21 protein-coding genes and 1 pseudogene are annotated in these 22,054 nt (G+C 70.1%); 12 read left to right on the forward strand and 10 right to left on the reverse strand.

Annotated elements, in window-relative coordinates; genetic code table 11:
- Positions 1-208: 208 nt before the first annotated feature.
- From RM590_RS26850 to RM590_RS26860, 3 genes are all read left to right on the forward strand, one after another.
- Positions 209-1,261 carry a DNA-binding protein gene (locus RM590_RS26850; RefSeq protein ID WP_311707302.1) on the forward strand — a complete coding sequence of 351 codons (1,053 nt, stop codon included), beginning with the start codon at positions 209-211 and terminating at the stop codon, positions 1,259-1,261.
- Between the two features lie 151 nt (positions 1,262-1,412).
- Positions 1,413-2,180, forward strand: coding sequence for a TnsA-like heteromeric transposase endonuclease subunit (locus RM590_RS26855; protein WP_394813982.1), 768 nt, complete (start codon positions 1,413-1,415; stop codon positions 2,178-2,180).
- Positions 2,181-3,023: 843 nt separating this feature from the next.
- Positions 3,024-3,335 carry a hypothetical protein gene (locus RM590_RS26860; RefSeq protein ID WP_311707304.1) on the forward strand — a complete coding sequence of 104 codons (312 nt, stop codon included), beginning with the start codon at positions 3,024-3,026 and terminating at the stop codon, positions 3,333-3,335.
- 24 nt (positions 3,336-3,359) lie between these two features.
- Here the strand turns inward: RM590_RS26860 and RM590_RS26865 are convergent, their stop codons facing one another.
- From RM590_RS26865 to RM590_RS26875, 3 genes are all read right to left on the reverse strand, one after another.
- A complete protein-coding gene (locus tag RM590_RS26865) occupies positions 3,360-3,980 on the reverse strand; it encodes an L-threonylcarbamoyladenylate synthase (protein WP_311707305.1) in 621 nt (206 codons plus the stop codon).
- Positions 3,981-4,102: 122 nt separating this feature from the next.
- The gene (locus RM590_RS26870) at positions 4,103-5,296 is read right to left on the reverse strand and encodes a cellulose-binding domain-containing protein (protein ID WP_311707306.1); all 1,194 of its coding nucleotides are present in this window, start codon (positions 5,294-5,296) and stop codon (positions 4,103-4,105) included.
- A 312-nt stretch (positions 5,297-5,608) separates the two neighbouring features.
- Positions 5,609-5,794 (reverse strand): DUF2795 domain-containing protein, encoded by a 186-nt coding sequence (locus RM590_RS26875; RefSeq protein ID WP_311707307.1) that lies wholly within the window; start codon positions 5,792-5,794, stop codon positions 5,609-5,611.
- A 402-nt stretch (positions 5,795-6,196) separates the two neighbouring features.
- Here RM590_RS26875 and RM590_RS26880 point away from each other — a divergent pair, with 402 nt between their 5' ends.
- Together RM590_RS26880 and RM590_RS26885 are read left to right on the forward strand one after the other, a co-directional pair.
- Complete coding sequence (locus tag RM590_RS26880) at positions 6,197-6,970, forward strand: transglycosylase SLT domain-containing protein (protein WP_311707308.1); 774 nt, start codon at positions 6,197-6,199, stop codon at positions 6,968-6,970.
- 88 nt (positions 6,971-7,058) lie between these two features.
- Positions 7,059-7,586, forward strand: a complete 528-nt coding sequence (locus RM590_RS26885) for a DinB family protein (RefSeq protein WP_311707309.1) — start codon at positions 7,059-7,061, stop codon at positions 7,584-7,586.
- A gap of 13 nt (positions 7,587-7,599) precedes the next feature.
- Here RM590_RS26885 and RM590_RS26890 read toward each other — a convergent pair whose 3' ends face one another.
- The 4 genes from RM590_RS26890 to RM590_RS26905 all read right to left on the reverse strand — a co-directional run bounded on the left by RM590_RS26890 (position 7,600) and on the right by RM590_RS26905 (position 10,595).
- Complete coding sequence (locus RM590_RS26890) at positions 7,600-8,661, reverse strand: serine hydrolase domain-containing protein (protein WP_311707310.1); 1,062 nt, start codon at positions 8,659-8,661, stop codon at positions 7,600-7,602.
- The gene (locus RM590_RS26895; RefSeq protein ID WP_311707311.1) at positions 8,642-9,583 is read right to left on the reverse strand and encodes a DUF6895 family protein; all 942 of its coding nucleotides are present in this window, start codon (positions 9,581-9,583) and stop codon (positions 8,642-8,644) included. The genes RM590_RS26890 and RM590_RS26895 overlap by 20 nt, the downstream gene beginning before the upstream one ends.
- Before the next feature lie 13 nt (positions 9,584-9,596).
- On the reverse strand, positions 9,597-10,337 hold the full coding sequence (locus tag RM590_RS26900) for a hypothetical protein (protein ID WP_311707312.1): 741 nt from the start codon (positions 10,335-10,337) through the stop codon (positions 9,597-9,599).
- 63 nt (positions 10,338-10,400) lie between these two features.
- Positions 10,401-10,595: a hypothetical protein gene (locus RM590_RS26905; RefSeq protein WP_311707313.1), complete on the reverse strand. Its 195-nt coding sequence runs from the start codon at positions 10,593-10,595 to the stop codon at positions 10,401-10,403.
- Positions 10,596-10,875: 280 nt separating this feature from the next.
- Here RM590_RS26905 and RM590_RS26910 point away from each other — a divergent pair, with 280 nt between their 5' ends.
- Positions 10,876-11,682 (forward strand): hypothetical protein, encoded by an 807-nt coding sequence (locus RM590_RS26910; RefSeq protein WP_311707314.1) that lies wholly within the window; start codon positions 10,876-10,878, stop codon positions 11,680-11,682.
- A gap of 14 nt (positions 11,683-11,696) precedes the next feature.
- On the opposite strand, the gene RM590_RS26915 is transcribed toward RM590_RS26910, so the two are convergent.
- Positions 11,697-12,545 carry a helix-turn-helix transcriptional regulator gene (locus RM590_RS26915; protein ID WP_311707315.1) on the reverse strand — a complete coding sequence of 283 codons (849 nt, stop codon included), beginning with the start codon at positions 12,543-12,545 and terminating at the stop codon, positions 11,697-11,699.
- A 36-nt stretch (positions 12,546-12,581) separates the two neighbouring features.
- Here RM590_RS26915 and RM590_RS26920 point away from each other — a divergent pair, with 36 nt between their 5' ends.
- The 5 genes from RM590_RS26920 to RM590_RS26940 are packed head-to-tail and all read left to right on the forward strand — an operon-like array spanning position 12,582 to position 18,723.
- On the forward strand, positions 12,582-14,174 hold the full coding sequence (locus tag RM590_RS26920; RefSeq protein ID WP_311707316.1) for an FAD-dependent oxidoreductase: 1,593 nt from the start codon (positions 12,582-12,584) through the stop codon (positions 14,172-14,174).
- Positions 14,175-14,197: 23 nt separating this feature from the next.
- On the forward strand, positions 14,198-15,508 hold the full coding sequence (locus RM590_RS26925) for an ABC transporter substrate-binding protein (RefSeq protein ID WP_311707317.1): 1,311 nt from the start codon (positions 14,198-14,200) through the stop codon (positions 15,506-15,508).
- Positions 15,505-16,512: a carbohydrate ABC transporter permease gene (locus tag RM590_RS26930; protein ID WP_311707318.1), complete on the forward strand. Its 1,008-nt coding sequence runs from the start codon at positions 15,505-15,507 to the stop codon at positions 16,510-16,512. The genes RM590_RS26925 and RM590_RS26930 overlap by 4 nt, the downstream gene beginning before the upstream one ends.
- Positions 16,513-16,523: 11 nt before the next feature.
- Positions 16,524-17,339, forward strand: coding sequence for a carbohydrate ABC transporter permease (locus tag RM590_RS26935; RefSeq protein WP_311707319.1), 816 nt, complete (start codon positions 16,524-16,526; stop codon positions 17,337-17,339).
- 46 nt (positions 17,340-17,385) lie between these two features.
- Positions 17,386-18,723, forward strand: coding sequence for an FAD-dependent oxidoreductase (locus RM590_RS26940; RefSeq protein ID WP_311707320.1), 1,338 nt, complete (start codon positions 17,386-17,388; stop codon positions 18,721-18,723).
- Between the two features lie 43 nt (positions 18,724-18,766).
- On the opposite strand, the gene RM590_RS26945 is transcribed toward RM590_RS26940, so the two are convergent.
- Together RM590_RS26945 and RM590_RS36075 are read right to left on the reverse strand one after the other, a co-directional pair.
- The gene (locus RM590_RS26945) at positions 18,767-19,618 is read right to left on the reverse strand and encodes an ATP-binding SpoIIE family protein phosphatase (protein ID WP_311707443.1); all 852 of its coding nucleotides are present in this window, start codon (positions 19,616-19,618) and stop codon (positions 18,767-18,769) included.
- Between the two features lie 205 nt (positions 19,619-19,823).
- Positions 19,824-20,093: pseudogene (locus RM590_RS36075) on the reverse strand (PAS domain-containing protein); the annotation flags it as partial.
- Between the two features lie 396 nt (positions 20,094-20,489).
- Here RM590_RS36075 and RM590_RS26950 point away from each other — a divergent pair.
- Positions 20,490-21,824 (forward strand): DUF2252 domain-containing protein, encoded by a 1,335-nt coding sequence (locus tag RM590_RS26950; protein WP_311707321.1) that lies wholly within the window; start codon positions 20,490-20,492, stop codon positions 21,822-21,824.
- The last annotated feature ends 230 nt before the right edge of the window (positions 21,825-22,054 follow it).

Genomic DNA, 22,054 nt, shown 5'->3' on the forward strand with positions numbered 1-22,054 from the left:
TCCGTCCGTGGCCGCGGGGACCGGGAAGTCATCGACACACCCGCTCCAACGCGACAGACCCCCGACCGGACACCGGACCGGCCACCGAACCATCCGATTCACCGACCCGCGAAGTACGGGCCTAGCCCGCGAGGCGGGCGAGGTCGCCGGGTGGGCGGCGGAGGTCCGGCCTCTGGCCAGGTGGACGGTCGCCTCGGGCGGGGCAGTGGTGTTCGGGTGCCGACTGTGCACGGGACGGCGGACCGGCCGGGCCGAGGCGGTGGTGCGGTACGCGGAGCGGTGGGGCCGGGTGTGTGCCCGGCACGGGCGGTGGGGGCTGGACGCAGACGCCGGGTGCGGCATCGAGCACCTGGACCTGCGGGGTCTGCCGGAGGTGGTCGTGGCGCGGCGGCGCTGGGACGGGGTGGCGCGGCGCGCGTCCCGGACCGGGGCGGCGCCGGACAGAGTGTTCGGGTTGGCGTACGCGGTGGTGTGCCGGTGGTGGGACCAGGCCCTTGCCTGGGAGCGGGAGCGGATCTGGCCCGCCCGCCTGCACCAGGTCGCCGACGGAGACGCGGCTGCGGACGGGAAGTTCTCGTGGTGGCGGGCGATCGCCCGGGATGCGGTGGTCTTTCCCGAGGTGGTGGCCGTGGCCGACGCGCTGCTGGACCCGGCCATGGCCGAGCTGGTGTGGGTGGACAGTGGTGCGGGGCGGCCGCGGGCGCTACCCGCCGACGGGATGTTCTGCCGCCGGCTCGGGGAGAGGGTCGGGCGCACGTGGCTGGGGCCGTTGGCAGCGGCGGATCACGGCGGTCCGCTGATCGCCTGGATGGGCGCCGTCATCCGCCGGCGCCGCGGCGCCGGCGGCCCGCCCGGATATGCGGACGATCCGTGGTGGGTGCGCCAGGAACATCAGCCGGTGACCATGGCCGGGCAGTTGCGGGTGCTCGGCAAGGAGAGGCGGGCGCCGGGCTCGGGGACGATGTGGCGGGCGGTGGTGCCGCCCGAGCAGCGGGCGCGGATCGGCAGCCTCATCGACAGCGCCGAGGAGCAGCTGCTCCAACTGCGCGGTGTGCAGAGTGGGCCGACCGCCGATGTCGCCCGGCAACTGCTGCGCGGTCTGGATCACAGTGCCGGTCTGATCGAGGCAGCTTGGAAGCGGACGGTGGTGGCGGCGGTCAACGGCGGGGTTCCGCTGGAGGAGGTGGCCCGGTGGACCGACATACCCGCCGATGCACTCAGGAGCATGCTGACGGCGGGAAAGCAGGAGGACGGCAGCTGAGAACGGCGGGGGCGGGGCGTCGACTGTTTGCTGATAGAGCACTCGTTTGTGGCAGAAATCCTGAAGACAGCTGCGCCTGCTGGTAGGAGCGGCTTGGCTGACGCACATGAGCAGCACAGGAGCGGCCCGAACGGGGGGCCGGGCAGGGCGAGTGGCCGTGGATCGTCGGAGCGGGTTCGAAGCGGTCTTTCTCGATCCGGTGGGGCAGTCGGTTCAGCAGCGGTGGGCGGATGCCGCGGTGGCCGTGGCGTTCGAGGAGTTGCCGCCGGTGTCGGCGTTCCCGATGATCCCGGGACGGCGCTGGGGGCCGGGGCTGTGGTGGTCGGCGACCACCGGGCGGCACGTGGCGGCCGGGTCGAACGCGATACGCACGCAGCTGATGGTCCTGGACCGCGACCCGGATGTGACCGGGTTCGCGGGGCGTCCGGTGCGGCTGCTGTGGCGCGACGAACGGGGCCGGGTGCGCTCCTGGGTGCCGCAGTTGTTCGCCCGGTACCGCGACGGCACGGGTCTGCTGGCCGACTGCCCCAGCCACCCGGATGCCGGTGGCGACCGCGCAGCGAAGGCCGCCGAAGCGGTGAGCGCGGCGTGTGAGGAGATCGGCTGGGCCTACCGGCGTCTTGCGCCGCTCGACGACGTCGTGGCCGCCAATCTGAAATGGCTGGCTGGCTACCGCCACCCCCGCAACGCCGGCCGCCCCGGCCTGACGCGCGCGGTTGTGGAGGCGTTCGCGCGGCCGCGGCCGCTGATCGAGGGCACAGAAGCGGCCGGCGATCCGCTCGAGATTCTCCCCGCCGTCTTCCACGCCTTATGGAACGGAAAGCTGAAGACAGACCTGGAGAAGCCACTGCACGAACGCCTCCTGGTCGGTCCTGCGGACTGGGGTGGCCCGGGTCGCGCGGCGGGAGGAGCTTGGTGACCGCGCGGCGCAATGCCCGGCCATCGGTGCAAGTCGGGGCGCAGGTCCGGTTCCGCAGTGTGAAGTGGCAGGTAGTCGCCTTGTCCGGGCAGGTGATCCATCTCGTCGGCCCGGACGGCGGCGGTGAGGCCGTGCTCGCCGGATACCTGTTCGCCGACCCGGGCTTCAGCATCATCGGGGCCGATGTACCGCAGGCGGCCCCGCAGTGGGGGCTGTTCGAGACCGCCCCCGCCGCGGCACGGGAGAAGGCCCTGGCCTGGCAACGGCATGTGCGGGAAGTCGAATGCGGCCTTGCCGACGGGCCCGGCAGTGCTGGAGCCGTGCGGGAACAGTACGCCCCCGCACGGCACACGCTGGCCGAGCGGGAACAGGCCAAGGCCGAAGAGCTGACCGCGCTCGGCTTCGGGCGGGTCTCGCGCACCACGGTGCAGCGCATGCGCCTGGCCTACCGCAAGCAAGGCCTGTGGGGGCTCCTCGACCACCGCACCACCCGCGCTTCCAGCCCCACCGGGCGCTCCGACGAGCGGGTCGTCACCGCCGTCCGTGAGGCGCTGCGCCGCCGGCGCGGGCGTTCCAAAGGCACCATCAACGGCCTGTTCCCGCTGATCAACCAGATCCTTCAGGAACAGCACGGCCCCGGTGCGGTGCCCGTGCCGTCCCAGGCCACGCTGTACCGGCTCGTCACCACGCTCGCCCGCCCCGGCGAACTGCCCAGCGGTCCGGCACGGCAGGTGCCCGCGAGCTTCGAGGGGCGGGCCTTCACCCCCGCCACGGCGCTGCGGCCGGGCGAGCAGGTCCAAGCGCCGCTACGGCGACTTCAAGGGCCCGCTGGCGGTCAGCCCGGTGTTCGTCCAGCACAACCGCCGCGTCGCCGCCCTCGTCCAGGTGATCTGCCTGGCCCTGCTGGTCTTCTGCCTGATCGAGCGGCAGGTGCGGCGGGCGCTGGGTGGCGACGGCCGGATGCAGGGGCTGTATCCAAACGGCCAGCGGGTGCGGCCGACCGGCCGGATGATCCTGTATCACCTGGGCGGGCTGCAACTGCGCACCGGCAGCGCCACCGACCCGCCCACCATCCTCATGGCCCGGGGAGTCCACCTCCACCTGCTGGACCTCCTCGGCCTAGAAGTGATGCAACCGCGCTGGTTGCAGACCTGAATCAGCGACCCGCGAAGTACGGGGCTAGGCGAATCGCCCGGGGTCGCCGGTGCCCCGGCGCACGATCTCGGCCTCGCCGCCGGAGAAGTCGACGACCGTGGTGGGCTCGGTGCCGCAGTCACCGGAGTCGACGACCGCGTCGACCACGTGGTCCAGCCGTTCCTTGATCTCCCAGCCCAAAGTCAGCGGCTCCTCCTCGCCGGGCAGCAGCAGGGTGCTGGACACCAGCGGTTCGCCGAGGGCGGCGAGCAGGGCCTGGGTGACGACGTGGTCGGGGATCCGGACGCCGACCGTCTTCTTCTTGGGGTGGAGCAGTTGGCGGGGCACCTCCTTCGTCGCGGGGAGGATGAAGGTGTAGCCGCCCGGCGTCGCCGCTTTGATCGCCCGGAACACGTCGTTGTCGATGCGGGCGAAGTGGCCGAGCTGCGCGAAGTCCCGGCACACCAGGGTGAAGTGGTGGCGCTCGTCCAGGTTGCGGATCGTGCGGATCCTGCCGATGCCGTCACGATTGCCCAACTGGCACCCCAGGGCGTAGCACGAGTCCGTCGGGTAGGCGACGAGCGCGCCCGAGCGGATGCTGTCGGCCACACTGCTGATGGTGCGCTGCTGGGGGTTTTCGGGGTGCACATCGAAGTACTTGGCCATTCGCCGACCCTATGCGAATGCGAGCCACGGCGTGCGGACATGCGCCGGAGAACGACGACGCGGTCGGCGGTGCCGTCCCCCGCCCCGGGCGGGTCGCCGGGGGCGGGGCCGGGAGCGGGCCGTCAGTAGCCGTAGCGGGACTTCAGATGACGCCACCAGTCACGGAGCATCCAGGTGTCGAATTCCGTGATGGTGCTGGAACTCCCCGCCTTCATGATGAAGTTGGTGACGCCGGTCGGTGTCCAGTCGTAGAAGTCGTCCAGGCCGAAGGTATGGCCGATCTCATGGAGGAGAATCGTCATGTTCTCCGTATTGAGATTGTTCATGAAGTACTCGCGGCCCATGCGCTGGCCCCAGTCGCCGCCGGCTCCGCCGCCGAATCCGTCGGTGAGCCACAGCGACTGGTCGTAGTGGCGGGAGATACCGCCGGGACAGTCCGGATAACGGCCGTCCTGGTGGAAGAACCGCCCGCACGGCTCGGCGCACTGCGGGGCGTTCTCCCGGATGTCGTTGACGTAGATGTCCACCGAGTTGTCGGACCACTGGAGTTGGGACCGATCGCGGACGGCCCAGCCGACCACCTCGATGTCGACATCCGAGTACGGGAACGCGTTGTGCCCGGCCATACCCTGGAACCACTTGTCGTAGGCGCGGTTCAGCGCGGCGTGGATCTGGTCGCGCTGAGTGGCCGTCACCGACGCCGAGGAGTCCCAGCGGACGCAGAAGTTGAGAGTGCCGTTCCCGTTGGCGAACAACTGGTCCCAGCCGTAGTTGCGGAAGGCGTAGAGATTGCCGTTGTTGTAGGTCGCCTCCTGGTGCGCCCAGACCTCGTTCAGCGGGGTCACCAGATGGGACGGCGGGTTCCAGCCGCTGGTGGGCGGCGGATCGGTCGGCGTGGTCTGCCCGGTGCAGGTCACACCGTTGACCGCGAACGTGGCCGGAACGGGGTTGGAGCTGTTGTTCCATGTGCCGTTGAAGCCGAACGACGCGCTGGCTCCGGTCGCCAGGGCCCCGTTGTGGCCGGCGTTCCGCGCCGTCACCCGCGCGCCGCTCTGGGAGACCTCGGCGTTCCACGCCTGCGAAACGGTCTGCCCCGCGGAGTAGGACCACTCCAGGCTCCAGGACGTGACCGGCGCACCCAGATTCGTCACGGTGACGGCGGCACCGAAACCGCCCTGCCACTGATTGCTCACCTGATAGTCGACCCGACAGCCCTCGGCCGCGGCCTGGGCGGTGGTGGCTGTGATGAGTCCGCTGCCGAACGCGATGATCGCGGCGGCCAGCGCGGACAGCAGTGCCTTGCCTCGTCGAGACACAGAAACACCTCAAAGGATGAGAAACGGGGAAGGTCACGGAGACGGACGACTCCGGGCGCGCTCGGCGGACCCACGGACGCGGAGATCCGCGGGCGCGGGGAACCGAGGGCGGGCACGGCGGCGGCTGGAATCGGCTCTGGCCGCCGGTGAGAGTCCGCTCCGGAAAAACGGGGACACGGCGCCACTGGCGGCGGTCCCAGCGCGAAGACCTCCTTGAATCGAATCAATTCGACAGGACAAACGCGCTCCCGACCGGGAGTGTAACGATTCATCCGCGGGCTGGGAACCAGTCCCGCAGCGGAGCCAGCCGGTTCAGGTGATGACGTCCCGGCTGACCTCGGCGGTGGACCGGTACTCCTTCTCCGGGAGGGCGGCCAGCGCGGCCATCATCTGTTCATCGGCGCGGCGCTGCGCGGCCTCCTCCATGAGGCGCTGTTTCGTGGCCGGGTACGCCACGTTCTTCAGCAGGTTCTGGAGCGCGACGGGATCGACGGTCATACGGCCATCCGACCACCCCCCGCCGACGGCCGGAAACGGGACTGGCCCCAACGGGTGACGGACCTCCTCGTCCCCCATCCGGCCCTCGCACCTCCCCGGGTGCGGGGGCCGTCCCATGGGCGCTTCGTGATCAATTGCCAACGTGCCGCAGTCGTTCCGGGGGTGGGGTGTGAGGCCCGGCATAGGGCGTGGGTCACATCCGATGGGGAATAGGAGCCCGGGCGCGGGGCGGAGCGGGTGGGGGCCCCCGGGGGTGGGAGACGGGCGGTGGGCGGCGGGTGGGTCTACGAGGTGTCTTCGCAGGTCACACCTTTGCGGTGGGGGCACGGCAGTTCCCACACTGGGCCACGTCGCACCTCGCGGCACCCCCCCGCACTCCGCTCGCACGGAAGAGGTATGTCCATGACTGCCAGCACCACCGGCATCCGCCGCACCCTGACCCATACGGGCCTGCTGGCCGGTATCGCCACCACCGGCGCAGCAGTCCTGGCCCTCCCCTTCGCCCCCACCGCCACCGCCGACGACGGCGGCCACACCCCGGCCGCCACCGCCGAGCGCACCGCCGCCCCCACCGCCTACACCCCCATCACCGACACCACCCTGGGCAAGGCCCCCACCACCATCGACGACCAGCCCGCCGACGACCAGCCCGCCGACGACGAGCACGAGGACAAGCCCGACACCCGGGACGAGGACAAGCCCGACACCAAGCCCGAGACCGAGCCTGCGGCCGAGGACACGGCCGAGCCCGAGACCGAGGCCGTGGGTGACCAGGGCCGGGGCGCCCGCTACAGCGAGGACGGCACGCTGATCACCGTCCCGCGCGAGGAACAGCCCAAGCCCAAGCCCGCCTCCGACGCCGACATCGACCGCTGGATCGACCAGGCCCTTGAGATCATGGAGGACAACGGCATCCCCGGCACCTACGAGGGCATCCACCGCAACCTGATGCGCGAGTCCAGCGGTGACCCCCTCACCATCAACCTCTGGGACACCAACGCCGAGAAGAACATCCCCTCCAAGGGCCTCCTCCAGGTCATCGACCCCACCTTCGAGCAGTACCACGTCGAGGGCACCAGCAAGAACATCTACGACCCCGTCGCCAACATCGTCGCCGCCTGCAACTACGCCGCCGACCGCTACGGCACCATGGACAACGTCGACAGCGCCTACTGACCAGCGGGAAAAGACGCGCTGACCACCGGCCGGGCGACCGCTTCGGAAAGCGGTTGCCCGGCCGTCGTCGTGATGGAACGCTCGCCGGATGACCGCACCCCGCGCCGACCTGCTGATCGGCCAGTTGGACATGACCTGGTCGCTCTTCGAGTACCACGCCCAAGGGCTCGACGACGCCGACTGCCTCTGGGAGCCCGCCCCGCACTGCTGGACCGTGCGCCCCGACGACCGGGGCCGCTGGGTCGCCGACTGGCAGGTGCCCGAGCCGGACCCCGTGCCCGTCACCACGGTCGGGTGGCTGACGTGGCACATCGGTTTCTGGTGGACGACCACCCTCGGGCACTGTTTCGGCGACGGCGCCCCGGAGCGCGAGGAGATCACCTGGCCGGGCGGCGCCACGGCCGCCGTCGGCTGGCTGCGCGGGCTCAAGGACGACTGGCGGGCCGCGCTGCTGCCGCTCACCGACGCCGACCTCGACTCCACCGACCGGACTGCCACGCTGCCCTGGGCCGAGAAGCTGAGCCTGGCGCAGGTGGCGGCCTGGGTGAACTTCGAGCTGGCCAAGAACGTCGCCGAGATCGGCTACGCACGGCACCTCCGCCGAGCCCGCCCCTGACCCGGGACCCGCCTCAGGCGGCCGGCGCGGCCAGCTCCCGCAGCAGCAGATACGCGTCCTGGATGAACCGGCCACGCAGCGTGGGCGACGTGTTCGTCAGCGCGGCGACGGCCACGGCCGGGCTCGTGCTGAAGCCGACGAACGTCGTGAAGCCGCGCGTTCCCCCCGAGTGGAAGTACAGCGTGCGGGTGGGCAGCGCCCTCCGGCTCCACACCAGGCACAGCTCGGGACCACCGGGAGCGCGTGGGCCCGGCCGCACCACCTCCCGCAGCGCCGAGCGCAGCGGGGTGCCGGGAACGGCCCCGTCCTCCGGATCGACGAGGCACCACAGATAACGCAGCAGGTCCCGCGCGCTGGAACGCAGCACACCGGCGCCGGGCAGCCCGGGGATCAGCCAGGGCCGGCGGGGCCGCCCGTGCCAGTACCCGGTGGCCTGGTCGGTCCCGGCGTCGTCCGTCGTGTCCGTCAGTCCCAGCGGCTCCAGCACCCGGGCGCGCAGCAGCGCCCCATAAGGAGTGGCGGCGGCCTCGGCCAGCAGGTGGCCGAGCAGTCCCACCCCGAAGTTGGAGTAGCGCACATGGTGGCCGGGCTCCCCCCGGACCCGGCTGCGAGCCAGCGAATCCGGCAGCTCCTCCGGGGGATACGCCGCGTACGGGTTGCCGAACCAGGACGGCACCGCTTTGAGCAGCAGCCCGGGCGGCAGCCGGGGCAGCCCGGCGGTGTGCGTCGCCAGGTGCTCCAGCGTGATCCGGCCGCCGGCCGGGCCGCGCGGCAGTGCCCACGGCGGGACCAGGCCGCTCAGCGGCTCGTCGAGCCGCACCGTGCCGCGCACGGCCAGGTCGGCGAGGAGCAGCGCGGTGAACGTCTTGGTCGCCGAGCCCAGTTCGAACCGGGTCCGGTCGGTGACCGGGGTCCCGCGCGTCCGGTCCCCGAACCCCCGGCACCACGTCGCCGACTCGTTCGCCGTGCGCACCGCGACCACGGCACCCGCCCGGCGGCCGACCGCCTCCGCCACCGGCCGCAGCCGCTCGGTCAGCGGCGTTCCCGTGCCGGCGTCAGACGGCGGCGGGCGCATCGCGGTACCGGGAGACCGCCAGGGTGCCGGCCACGGTCGCCACGACCGTGGTGTGCTGATGGTCGCGGAACGCCTCCGCCGGGTCCTCGCTGACCGGGTGCAGCCCGTCGCGCGGCACGAGCCCGTCCGCGCGCTGCACGGCGGCCAGCCGCGCCCACGCCTCGGCGTCGCCGCGCGGCTCCGGCAGACAGGCGTCGACGATCAGCAGCTCGGCGACGAGGTCCCACTCCTGGATCTCCACCCAGGCGTCCAGCCACACCGGCAGCCAGTCGGTCAGATAGTCCCGCACGTCGGGCGGCAGCCCCAGCGGCCGGCCGCCCCAGTCGGTGGCGTGGAAGACGGTGTGCGTCACGCAGTACGCCGTCATCCAGTCGATGACCCAGGGCTCCGGCCGCTGCCCTAGCCAGGTGGCGTCGATCAGCGTCGTCCAGTCGGTGGGGCGGTCCAGGCCCGCCACGCGGGCCGCGTTCGCCACCGCCAGCCGGCGGTTGGGCATCTGCTCCGCGCCGCGGTGCGCGGCGAGGCCGCCGAGGTGGGTCAGCAGCGCGTCCAAGCGCGTGTGCCGGTGCCCTGCGCGCGTGAAGTGCGTATAGATCTCCAGCGGGTCCGTCATCATCGGATACCGCAACTGCCGTTCGTAGAGCAGGTCGCCGGCGCGCAACTGGGTCCACGCGAAGTCCGCCAGGGCACGCGCCGCGCGTCGTCCCTCGGGCGGGGCGACGCCCTCGCGCAGGACCAGGGAGGCGGCGAGCGCCGATTCGCCCAGGGGTTTGTAGACGCTGTCCGGATCGGCCAGTTCGGCCGAGGTGTCGGGCGGCAGCGAGCCGTGCTCCCGGTTGCGATAAAGCCAGTCCAGGGCGCGGGTGGCCACGTGGTGCGCGGTCTGCCGGGCGGCTGCCGGCCCGGGCGTCGGCGAACTCATGCGTCCTGCCCTCTCATGCGAAGTGTCCAGTCGGCCCGGGCCGTTCACCCCGGTCCGGGATGAGCAGCCGGGCGATCGTGATGTCCAGCGCGGTCCGGGCGCTTCCGCCGCCGCACAGTTCCAGGTGCCGCACCACGGGCTCGATGTCCAGGCCGGCCGTCGCGCCCCGGGCGCGTGCCAGCGCCACCCAGCGGGCCAGCCGCGCAGCCGTCGGATAGTCGCGGCGCATCAGCGAACGTGCCAGGCCCCGGCTCAGGTCGAGCGCCCGGCGGCCGGCCCGGTCCCCGAGCGGCCCGGCGGCGCCGGGCAGCGTGAGCGGGGCCAGCCGCGCCATCGTCAGTGACCACGCGCGCCACGGCGGGTCGGCATCGTCCTCGGGAGCGGGGGAGGGGATGCCGTCCTCGACGGCGGGGACTTCTCCGCCGTGGCGCGCGAGCAGGGCGACCGTCGCCCGGGTGAGCCGGGCGACCTCCGGCGGATCGCCGGGCGCGGGCGGGAAGACCCGCAGCGCCTCGGTCACCGTCGTCAGATCGTCCGGGCCCGGCGGCACACCGGCGAGCAGTGCGGGCGCGAAGACATCGGGGCCCAGCACCCGCACCGCGGCCAGTGCCGCCTTGATATCCGGCGCCTCCGCCACGTGGGCCGCCGGGCCGGGGGTGTCCTGAACGCCCCGCAGGGCCGCCAGCACACGCCCGGCCAGATCTTCCACCGCCACGGCGTAGTCGGCCAGCGGTGAGGCATCCGGATGCGACATGGGTCACTCGCCTTCCAGTTGGCTGTCGGATGGGTCGGGGCGCCGTTCGCCGGCGCCGGGGCCTTACTTGTCGCGCGGCTCCGTGGGCTGCTTCGGCGAGAGGAGAATCAGGGCCAGCAGCACACCGGCCGCCTGCGGGGACCAGACGGGGGCGCCGCTGACCGGTGCCTCCGGCTCGGCGATCAGCGCGGTCATGGCGGCGTGCTCGGCCGATCCGGCGAGTACGGCAGGGGTGCGAGTGGTGGTCTGGACAGACATCTTGCCTCCAAACTGACGTGCGCCCGTTCCCGGGCGGTTCGTCCGTCGTTGCGCGTGTGTACCGGCAACGGATAGGCGGCGCTTGCGGCGTCGCTATCGCGTCGTCACTGCCCCAGGGTCTCCCGATCCATGACGGATCACCCGTTTATTCACCTGGTTCAGTGAACGCGGCGACCTTGTTCGAACACGGCCCTCGGGCGGCCCGCCGCCCTGTTGCGGCGCCCCGGAACAAGGGCCAGGCTGACGGGGAAAAGGGGGGACGCGACGGAAGGTCCTCGGCATGGCGAAGAAAGTCCCCCCGGCCCAGCGTCGACAAGCGAAGCAACGCGCCGGAAAGGCGGCCGAAAAGGGCCGGGAAGCATCCGCCGTGCTGGCCGCCGGAGCCGCTCTGACCGTTGCGCTGCCGCCCGTTGCCGCGATTCTGGGCGCGGCGTCCGGACTTTTCTTTCTGTATTCCACTTACGCCCAGAAGCTGGCCAAGGACCCGCCCCGCGACGATTTCGACGAAGTCTGGCTGAGCGAAGCCCAATTCAACGGAAACGCCGTCGTCGACACCGATCCCGAGCGCATGATCCAGATTCTGGCGGTGCACCAGGCCATCGCCGCCGAGCGGCTGTGGGCCACGCTGGTCGCCCTGGAGCGCTACGACGGCGCGCTGGCGGCGGGGGCCGGGGGCCAGGCCGAGGCGCAGGCCACCGCCGCGCAGCGGAACGCCGAGGGCGCGGTCATCGCCCACGACATGATCCTCCGCGTGCGGCCGGAGGTGAACGACGCCTGGAGCCTTCTCGTCCAGGAGAACGAGCTGGACTGGAACTCGATCGCGCTCGGCGACATGCAACAGCAGTACCGGGAGAGCTATGGCCACCCGCCCGCCTTTGTGGCGTTCCCGCTGCAACGAGTTCTCACAGCGATGATCAATGGCGCCGACGGCCTGCTGGAACCCTTTCCCGACCCGGATTTCCCGCATCCGGTGCTGGAGGCCGCGGGCGTTCCGGCCGAGCCCTCCCTCCTGATCGACGACGTCTACCGCGACGAACTGGAGGAACTCTCCACCGCGCTGCGGGAACTGGTCGTCGAGGAGGAGTAGCGGCGAGGCCGGCGTTAGCCGGGCTCTTCCGGCGTCGGGCCCGTCTTGGTCAGCCCTTTGCGCAGTTGCGTCGGACTGACCCCGGTCGCTTCACGGATGCGACGGGAAAAGTGAAAGCTGGTGCTGAAGCCGCAGTGCGCGGCAATGGCGCCCACCGACAGATCGGTGGACGACAGCAGTTCGATCCCCAGCGTGACCCGTCTGCTCCACAGATATTCCATGGGCGTCGTACCAAGATGCGCGCGGAACAACCGAATGAGGTGTGGTGGCGTGACGCCGGCGGCCTGCGCGATATCGCCGAGGGTGAGCCGCTGCTCCACATTCCTATGGATGTGCAGGCGGGCCAGCTCCAGTGACTGCGGAAATCGTTTCGGGTTGGATTCCACCTCGGCCAGGTAACGCAGCAGTATCGCGGTGGCGAGCGCGTCGAGCAGGGCGCCGTCGGCGGTGAGGTGGGTGAGCTCGCAGGTCAGGGCCTCGCGGATGAGGTAAGTAATGGCGGAGGACGCGGCCTTTCTTCGCGGCAGGTTCCACAGGCGCTCACGCATGGCGGGGGTGAGTCCCCGCAACTGACCGGCGAACCAGGACTGCCGCGTGAGCTGAGCGTCGTCGAACCGCAGCTTGCTGAGATCCCCCGGGAGGAACAGGGCGACCTCGCCCTTCCCGGTCCGGAACGTCATGTCCGCCAGCTCGGCCCGCATCGCGCCACGGTGAGTAATGACGAACAGGACCTCGCGCAGGACCTGCGGAGTGGTCGCGGTGCCCGCGGGATAGGTGATTTCGCCGAAACGGGCCCCGAGGACCCCGAACAGGTCGCCAGCACCGGCATCAAACTCAGACATGGAATCACGCATCTCAGCCATTGGTCCGCCTTGTTCGATGTCGCTACGGTTGCCGCCATGCTAACGCTGCGTACAGACCTGTTGGTGGTCGGCGGAGGGCTCGGGGGTGTGGCCGCCGCCCTGACCGCCGCCGAGCACGGAATCAATGTCATAGTGACTGAGCAGACTGACTGGCTGGGCGGCGTGCTGACCAGCCAGGCGGTACCGCCGGACGAACACCCGTGGATCGAGCAGTTCGGCTGCACTCGGACCTATCGCCGGCTGCGGGATGACGTTCGCGACTACTATCGGCGACATTACCCACTCGTCCACTCGGCTCGTCGGCGGCCGGATCTGAACCCCGGAGACGGCCGGGTGTCCGCCCTGTGCTTCGAGCCTCGTGTCGGCGTGACGGTGATCGAGGCGATGCTGGCGCCCTTCGTTTCGTCAGGGCGGCTGCGTGTGCTGTTGGAGCACCGGCCCACCGCCGCTCACACGGAGGGTGACCGCGTGGCGGAAGTCGTACTGCGAGACGCGCGCAGCGGCGAGCAGGTGAGCGTGGCGGCGGACTGGTTCGTCGACGCCACGGACACCGGCGAGTTGCTGCCCCTGTGCGGGGTCGAGCACGTGATGGGCGCGGAGGCACGCGCCGACACCGGGGAGCCGCACGCCGCGGAGCGTGCCGATCCCCTCAACATGCAGCCAATTTCGGTGTGCTTCGCCCTGGACCATGTCCCCGAGGGGGACTTCACCATCGACAAGCCGGACGGGTACGAGGAGTTCCTGGCCCAACGGTGGACCGACTGGCCGGAGGGTCAACTGAGCTTTCTGGCCCCCGAGCCGAAGACCCGCAGGGTGGTCGAACGCGGTTTTCTCCCGAACCCGCCGCCTGATGCCGCCCACGAGGGCGACCGGGAACTGTGGTTGTTCCGGCGCATCGCCAACCGGCACAACTTCGCACCCGGCGCCTACGACTCCGATATCACGCTGGTGAACTGGCCGCAGATGGACTACTGGGGCGGGCCGATCTTCGGGGTGGCGGAGGAGCAGGCCGCAGAGCACCTTGGCCGTGCCAAAGCGCTGAGCATGAGCCTGTTGTACTGGTTGCAGACGGCGGCGCCCCGACCGGACGGCGGAACCGGCTGGCCGGGCCTCCGGCTGCGAGGGGATGTCGTGGGCGGCACCACGGACGGCCTCGCCAAAGCGCCTTATGTCCGCGAATCCAGACGCATCAAGGCCGAGCGCATCGTCGTCGAACAGGACATCGCCCTCGACGTGCGAGGCGACCATGGCGCGGTCGCCTTCCCGGACACCGTCGGCCTTGGCTCCTACCGCATCGACCTGCACCCTTCCACGGGCGGAGATCCGTACATCGACATCGGATGCTGCCCGTTCCAGCTCCCACTCGGTGCGTTGCTCCCTGTTCGGGTCGACAACCTGTTGCCGGCGGCGAAGAACATCGGAACGACCCACATCACCAATGGCGCGTACCGCATGCCGCTCGTGGAATGGAACGCCGGCGAGGTCGCGGCACATCTCGTTTCCTACTGCACCGCACATCGGATGCCGCCGCGCGCGGTTCGCGCCAAACCCGAACATCTCGACGCCTTCCAGCAACGTCTCATCGCGGCGGGCGTGGAACTTTCCTGGCCACGCGTCCACGGCTACTGACCCGAACAGCACAGGAGATCGCCATGCTCGCACTTGATGGGTCACCGCAGACCCGTCGCTCCTTCCTCATGAGCGCCGGCATACTCACCGCCGGTGCGATCGCCGGATGCGCGCCCCCCGGCACGACCGGCGGAAATTCCTCGTCCCCGGCCTCCGCCCCTGATCCCGTGGGACCCGGTCCGGTGGACGGCTCACTGTCATTCGCGCACTGGCGCGCCGAGGACAAGGAGGTCTTCGACGACCTCGTCCAGCGCTTCGAGGAACGCAACCCTGGATCAGCCGTGCGCCAGGACGTCCTGTCCTCGGGTTCGTACCTCACGACCGCGTTGCAGCGGATCCGCAGCGGCAACGTCGGCGATGTGTTCGCCGCGTTCGTGGGCGCTCAGTTCCAGGACATGACGAACGCGGGACTGTTCACGGATCTCTCCAGCCAGACCTTCCTGTCCCGAGTGGACACGTCCGCGCTCGACCTGAGCACCGACGATGCCGGCCGCCGTCTCGGTCTGCCGTATCAGCACATCTTCCACATGCCCCTGGCGAACATGGATCTGCTGGAGCGGGCGGGCGTTTCGGAGCAGCCCCGGGACTGGGACGGCTTCCTCGGTCTGTGCGAGGCGCTGCTGGGTCTGGGGGTGGTGCCGATCGCGTGGCCCGGCGGCGAGCCGGCCAACGCCGGGCAGCTATTGAAATCTATGGTGATGAACAACGCACCCTGGCCCGACATGTTCGCCCGTATCGAGGCCGGTACGGCGACGGCCACCGACGACTGGTTCATCCGCACCCTTGAGCAGTTCGTAGAGCTGCGTCCCTACGTTCAGCCGCAGGCCCTGGGGGCCACCGTCGAGCCGCTGCAGCAGTCGTTCGCCCGGGGGGACGCCGGGATGCTCGCCACCGGGTCGTTCCACATCGGTGCGGTGCGCCAGGCCGGTGCGGAGTTCCCCATCGACCTCATCGCCCCGATCACGGTCTCGAGGAAGGACGTGAAGTACGTCGGGGTGCACAACCAGTCCTTCGTCGTCGGGGTCCGGTCCGACACGGCGGAGCTGGATACGGCGTTGAAGTTCGTGGAGTTTCTCACCGAGCCGGAAGTGGCGAAGACCTACGCGGACGGCACGGTGCAGCACAGTTGCGTCACCGGAATCGAATATGACAACCCCGATCTGCGGACGACGGCACACTGGCTCACCGCCGAGACCATGCTGGCCCCGCACGTCCCCGTACGCAATCTGGAGATCCGGCGCGTCCTGGACAACGCGAGCATCGAGGTGCTCGGCGGAGCCGACCCCGAGCAGGCGGCCGAGCAGGCCCAGCATCTGATTGAGCAGCAGCGATGACCACTTCGTTGACCCCACGCCCGTCGGGCGAGCCGGACGCGGGCCGGCACTTCGCCGATGGCGCGCCGCGCGCCACACCGCGACTCGCGCGGCTGCCGCGACCGGCTCGACGCGAGAAGCCTCGTGGGCCGCTGCGGACGCATCCGGCGCTGTGGCTGTTCCCGATTCCCGCGCTGGTGTTGTACGTCTTCTTCTTCGCCGGCCCGACGGTTCAGGCGTTCCAGTACGCGCTCACGGACTGGAACGGATATGAGGACACCTATCGCAACGTCGGGATGGAGAACTTCTCCCATCTGGCCACCGACGACGACATGTTCTCCCGGGCCCTCAGCAACAACCTGAAGTTCATGTTCACCGTGGTCGTCTTCCAGACGCTGTTCGCGCTGGTGTTCGCCGTGTATCTGGCGGCCACGTCACGGTCGTCCGTCTTCCTGCGGGCGCTGTTCTTCTTTCCCACCATCCTGTCCTCGGTGTCGGTGGCCTTCGTCTGGCGGTTCGTCTACGACCCCGGCTTCGGGCTTGCGAACCGTGGTCTGGACGCCGTGGGGCTGGAGGGCCTGCGCAGTTCGTACCTGGGAGACCCGCAGCAGGCGATCTACTTCGTCGCCCTCACACAGATCTGGTTTCACACCGGCCAGATGATGGTGATCTACATCGCGGGTCTCCAGGTGATCCCTCGCGAGTTGTACGAAGCGGCGGAGGTGGACGGCGCGTCCCGCTGGCAGCAGTTCCGGTTCGTGACGTGGCCCCTGCTCGCGCCGGCGACGGCGATCGTCGTCGCCTACACCACGATCCAGTCGTTCAAGGCGTTTGATCTGATCCTGGGTCTCAGCGGCAACCCGCCGAAGCCGTCTCTGGACATACTGTCCACCCGTATCTTCAGCACCTTTTCCAACTCGGAATACGGCTACGCCGCGGCGGAGTCGGTCCTGTTCATGATCGTGATTGCGATGGTGACATTCCTGCAGCGTCGCGCCGTCCGAGTCCTCCAGGCAGGGACGTGAAGGGATACGCAATGGGCTATCAACTGATCCGCCGGAGCCTGCTGTTCACCTATGCGGTGATCGTGATCGTGCCGCTCATGGTTGTGCTGCTCGGCAGTTTCAAGACCACACCCGAGTTGTTCTCCTCCCCCTACGGGCTGCCCACGTCGCTGCGGCTCGACAACTACGCGGAGGTCGTGGGCAAGGAAAATCTCACGACGGCGTTCGTCAACAGCGTGCTGGTGACCGTGTGTTCCGTGAGTCTGACGCTCGTCCTGGCCAGCCTGGCCGCCTATGCCGCCACGCGGATCACGGGGTGGCTGATAGGCGCGGTCTATGCGTTCCTCATACTGGGCATGGCCGTGCCGGCGCAGACGAACATGGTCCCGCAATACGTGCTGTTCTACTCCCTCGGACTGACCGACAGCCTCGTCGGGCTCGTGCTGATCCACGTTGTCGTTACCCTGCCCATCGCGGTCTTCATCCTGACCGGATTCATGCGGTCGCTGCCGCGCGACATCTTCGAGGCGGCCTCCCTCGATGGCTCCGGACCGTGGCGGACCTATCGGCAGATCGTCATGCCGCTGTCGAAGCCGTCCCTGGCGGCGACTGCCATCTTCCTGTTCGTTATTCATTGGAATGATGTGCTCTACCCGCTGCTGCTCGTCACGGATCCGGACAAGAAGACGCTGCCGCTGGCGTTGCTGGACTTTCAGGGCGAATACCTCACGAACTACCCGTTGCTGTTCACGGGCGTGATCATCGCCTCGGCGCCCGTGGTGCTCGCCTATGTGTTCCTGCAACGCTACTTCATCGCCGGAATGACCGCGGGCGCCATCAAAGGCTGATGAGAGTTCGCGTCTCGGAAACCACTCTGTTCCAGGGCATGGGGAGATGACACAACATTCCGGAGAGGTTGCTGCCTCACCGCAGAGCAGTCACGCAGTCGAGGTTCCCGTCGAGGAGGCCGGCAGGTATCACGTGATAGTCGTCGGCGGCGGGCTGAGCGGAGTGTGCGCGGCCGTCGCGTCAGCCAGAACGGGGGCCCGCACGCTGCTGGTCGAAGCCCTTCCGTTCGTCGGCGGCAACGGAACCACCGGACTGCCCATCAGCGGACTGCGCGCCAGGAACTCGGAGGTCCTGGTCGTTCGCGGTCTCGTCGCCGAGATTCTTGATCTGATGCGGCACCGCGGCGCGGTGAGCGGAAACTTCGCGCGTCAGGACTGGATCGCGGTGGACGCCGAACAGTTGCAACTGGTTCTGGGGCACCTGCTGGAATCGGCGGGCGTTTCCCTGCTCACGTATTCTCCACTGCTCGCCGCGGTCCGTGCCGGCGTTCGGATCAGCGATGCCGTTTTCTACAACAAGGACGGGCGCGCTCTGAGATACCGCGCGGAGATGTTCGTCGACACCACGGGCGACGCACAGGTGGCGCGCCTCGCCGGGCTCACCACGCCCATGGGCCGCCAACGCGACGGACGCACACAGACCATGTCGCTGGTTTTCTCGGTGGCCGGAATCGATGAACGCCGAACTCCGCCCGACGACGCGGTCGTGGACCTGTGGCACAGGTGGCAGGAGTCCGGCACGATCCGGCGGAACCAGAGGCGCAACCCGTCGATCAACAACGTGATCAACAGGCCGGGATGGCGTTCGTTCATCGCCACCCGGATCCACGTCCCCAAGGGCACCGACAACAGACTGCTTGCCCTGGCCGAACTGGAGGGCAGGAAACAGATCGAAGAATTTGTGGAGTCATTCCTGCGGCCGCACGTTCCTGGGTACGAGCACTGCTTCCTTGCTCAGATAGCCAACCACATGGGCGTACGCGAAACCCGACGCATTTCCGGGCTGTACGAGATGAGCGTCACCGACCTGCTGACCGGGCGGAAGTTCCCCGACTCGATCGCCTGCAACGCCAGCTCGGTCGAGAACCATCAACCGGATAGCGGAAGCGCGGAATGGCAGCACCTGCACGACGGAGACTACTACACCATCCCCTACCGTTCGCTGGTGGCTCGGGAGGTGGACAACCTGCTCGCGAGTGGGCGTTGCATCAGTGCCAGCCACGAGGCGTTGGCGGCGCTGAGGGTCCTGAGCCCCTCCATGGCGACCGGCCAGGCAGCAGGCACAGCCGCCGCGCTGGCCGCCCTGGAACGAACGTCGGCACATGAACTCGACCCGGAACTCCTGCGAGCGGCGCTGAGGAGTTCTGGAGCCATCGTTGACTGATGTCCTTTCCTGCCGGGCCGGCGGAACACTCCGGGGCCCGGGGTCAGGGAAGGGGCTGCTCGGTCCAGATCGCCTTGCCGGACCTGCTGTGGCGGGTGCCCCGGCGCTCGGTCAACTGGGCCACGACATACAGGCCCCGGCCGTTCTCGTCGTCCTCCGCGGCGTGCCGCAGATGGGGCGAGGCGCTGCTGTTGTCGGCGACCTCGCAGATCAGGGCCCGGTCGCGGATCAGCCGCAGCCCGACCGGACCGGTCGAGTAGCGAACGGCGTTGGTGACCAGTTCGCTGGCGACGAGTTCCGTGCTGAACGTCAGCTCGGCCAGCCCCCAGTCGGTGAGCTGCCGCGACCTCAGCCGGCGGGCCGCGGCGGCGCTTTCGCGGTCGCCCGGCAACTGCCAGGTGACGACCTGCTCCGGGGTCAGCGCGCGGGCCCGGGCCAGCAGCAGCACCGCGTCGGCGCGCGGCTCCTCGGGGAGCAGCGCCCGGGCCATCGCGTCGCAGGTCTCCTGGAGGTCGCCGTCGCCCGCGGCCAGGGCCTCGCGCAACGCGGCCGGGCCGGCGTCCGGCAGCCCGGCGTTGCGCAGTGCCAGCACGCTTCCCTCGGGCAGGTCGATCTCGGTCAGCGCGTGGGAGACCGCGCCGCGCCCCAGCGGCGGGCCGGCCGGCACGTCCACCGCTCGCACCTCCCCGTCGGGCAGGGCCAGCAGGGGCGCGGGTTGGCCCGCCGAGGCCAGCACGCACCGCCGGGTGGCCGGGTCGTGGAAGGCGAGCAGGCAGGTGGCGCTGAGCGGCGGCTGGTCGGGGAACGCGGTGTCCGGCCGTTCGTCGGCCAGCTCGCCGGTCAGCTCGTCGAGGCGTTCCAGCAGTTCGTCGGGGTGCAGATCGAGCGCCGCCAGCGCGCAGCCGGCCCATCGCGGTCGCCGCCGCGATGCCCGATCCCCGCACCTCCCCGACCACCAGTCCGACGCGCGCGGAGGAGAACGAGAGCACGTCGTACCAGGTGCCGCCCGAGGTCACGGGCGGATACGCGTAGGCGACCTCCGCGCCCGCGCGCGCCGGGGTGCGCGCGGGCACGCGGCCCGTCCACAGGAAGTCCCGCACCGGCTTCCCGGTCTCCAGCACCTCCCGGAGCATCCCCTCGACGCGCGCGGAGTCGGCCAGCCCCACCTCACCCCAGGTCCGCCCCACCACCCCGGCCGGTTCGACCCCGAGCATCCCCCGGGCCGCGGTGTTGAACCGGACCACCCGCAGCCGCGGGTCCAGCACGTACAGCCCATGGGGCGACTGGCTGAACAGCGCCCCCAGCAGGGACTCTCCCCACGATTCCTCCCCGCCGCCCTCCGGATGCGCACGCGCCATACTGCTCATCATCGAGCCGCCGCCCCGGACCGCCCGCCGTACGGGCCGGACGGGTGACGCGGCGGGGTGCGGGCGGGGCCGGGACCTCCGCGCGGGGGCGGCGACGGGATTAGGGCCTGTATCGAGTTCCCGCCCGGGCCCGCGACGCCAGTCACGGCACCTCGCCGCTCCCCCAGACTCCGTCTGGGAGGTGCCCCCAGCCGAATCGCGCAAATACGGCCGGGTATGAGCTGCGATCCGGTGCCTTGCTGGGGGTACCTCCCAGGCCCCCAAGGGCCTGGGGGGGCACCGCGTCTGACGCCGCGGGCTGATCCGATCGGGAACTCGATACAGGCCCTAAGGCACCATGGCAGCGCACTCGGCCCCGGGACAACCCGGCCCACGACCCAGCCCCAGGAGGCATCCGCGATGTCGTCCCAGCACTCCGTCCCCGACCCGGCCGCCCGGCGCGGAGAGGAGATCCTCGCCGTTCTCGACACCGCCTTCGGGCAGTTGCTGGCGGCCGATCCGGCTGCCTTCAAGGTGAAGTTCCGGAAGATGGCGGCCTCCGCCTTCGCGTTCTACCGGGGCACCGCCTGCCTCTTCTACCGCGATCTTGAATCGGACGGCTCCGAGGGCGACTACCTCGACGAGCGCACCTCCCGGGTGTGGATCCACGGCGACCTGCACGCCGAGAACTTCGGCACCTACATGGACGCCAACGGGCGGCTGATCTTCAACGTGAACGACTTCGACGAGGCGTACGTCGGGCCGTTCACCTGGGACCTCAAGCGGTTCGCCGCCTCGGTCGCGCTGATCGGCTACACCAAGGCGCTCAGCGACGACATGATCAGCGGCCTGGTCCGCACCTACGCCACCGCCTACCGCGAGCGCATCCGGGCGCTGGCCGGCGGCGCCAAGGACGACGACGTGCCGCCGTTCACCCTCGACACCGCCGGCGGCCCGCTGCTCGGCGCGCTCCGCGAGGCCCGTACCCGCACCCGCTTCGGGCTGCTCGACTCAATGACCGAAGTCCGCGACTGGGAACGCCGGTTCGCGCCCGGCGGCGGGGCCATCGAACTGGACCCGGTGACCCGGGAGAAGGTGCTGGCCGGCTTCCACGCCTATCTGGACACGCTGCCGGAGTCCAGCCTGGCCAGGCCCGACTCCTACCGGGTCAAGGACGTGGTCGGCCGCCGCGGCATCGGCATCGGAAGCGCCGGACTGCCCTCGTTCAACATCCTGCTGGAGGGCAGCAGCGACGCCCTGGAGAACGACGTGGTGATCTACCTCAAGCAGGCGCAGATACCCGCCGTCTCGCGGCACATCACGGAGGAACGCGTCCGTTCCTACTTCCGGCACGAGGGCCACCGCACGGTCATCTCGCAGCGGGCGCTCCAGGCCCACGCCGACCAGTGGCTGGGCTGGACGGAGCTGGACGGGGTGGGCCAGCTCGTCGCCGAAGTCTCGCCGTACGCGGTCGACTTCGACTGGTCCGACATCGACGACCCGGCCGAGATCGACGCCGTGGTGGGCGACCTGGGCCGCGCCACCGCCACCATGCACGCCGCCGCCGACGACTCCAGTGGCCACTCGCTGGTGCCGTTCTCCACGGAGCAGGCCATCGACGCGGCGATCGCCGCCGACGAGGACGGCTTCGCCGAGCTGCTCGTCGACTTCGCGCACTCCTACGGCGCGCGGGCCCGCGCCGACCACCAGATCTTTGTGGACCTGTTCCGCAACGGCCAGATCCAGGGGCTGTAGCGACCTTAGGGCCTGCGTGGAGTCCCCGCCCGGGCCCACGACGCCAGCCATGGCACCTCGCTGCTCCCCCAGACTTCGTCCGGGAGGTGCCCCCAGGGAGGTGCCCCCAGCCGAATCGCGCGAATACGGCCAAGTACGAGCTGCGATCCGGCGCCTTGCTGGGGGTACCTCCCAGGCCGCCGGGGGCCTGGGGGAGCCAAGGGCTGATCCGACCGGGAACTCCAGGCAAA

This window comes from Streptomyces litchfieldiae (genome assembly GCF_031845365.1).
Lineage (GTDB): Bacteria > Actinomycetota > Actinomycetes > Streptomycetales > Streptomycetaceae > Streptomyces > Streptomyces litchfieldiae.